The 489-nt window shown below is 49.3% G+C and carries 1 tRNA gene; it reads left to right on the plus strand.

What is annotated here, in order from left to right:
- Positions 1-134 precede the first annotated feature (134 nt).
- Positions 135-209, plus strand: a tRNA-Glu gene (locus FD744_RS25255).
- Positions 210-489: the final 280 nt, after the last annotated feature.

A 489-nucleotide genomic window follows, 5' to 3' on the forward strand; every position in this document is an offset into this window, starting at 1 on the left:
TAACAAGGTAACCGTAGGGGAACCTGCGGTTGGATCACCTCCTTACCTGAAGATACCTTCCTTCGAAGTGCTCACACAGATTGTCTGATAGAAAAGTAATGAGCAAGACGGCTGCGAAGTCGTGACATGTATGTGTCCCCTTCGTCTAGCGGTTAGGACTCCGCCCTTTCACGGCGGCAACAGGGGTTCGAATCCCCTAGGGGACGCCACTTGCTTGGTGACAGGTGAAAGGTGTCTCCACGAAATATCTCAAAACTGACGGTAACGTCGAGTTTGAGATATTGCTCTTTAACAATCCGGAACAAGCTGAAAATTGAAACGACACGTCGCGTTCATTCTCCGTAATAAGAATGAATAAACGGTGTGTTCGAGTCTCTCAAATGCTTGCAGTCTGCATGCGTTGTAAAACGCCTGTGGGTTGTGAGGTTAAGCGACTAAGCGTACACGGTGGATGCCCTGGCAGTCAGAGGCGATGAAGGACGTGCTAAT

This window comes from Pantoea sp. Taur, assembly GCF_009830025.1.
Classification (GTDB): domain Bacteria; phylum Pseudomonadota; class Gammaproteobacteria; order Enterobacterales; family Enterobacteriaceae; genus Pantoea; species Pantoea communis.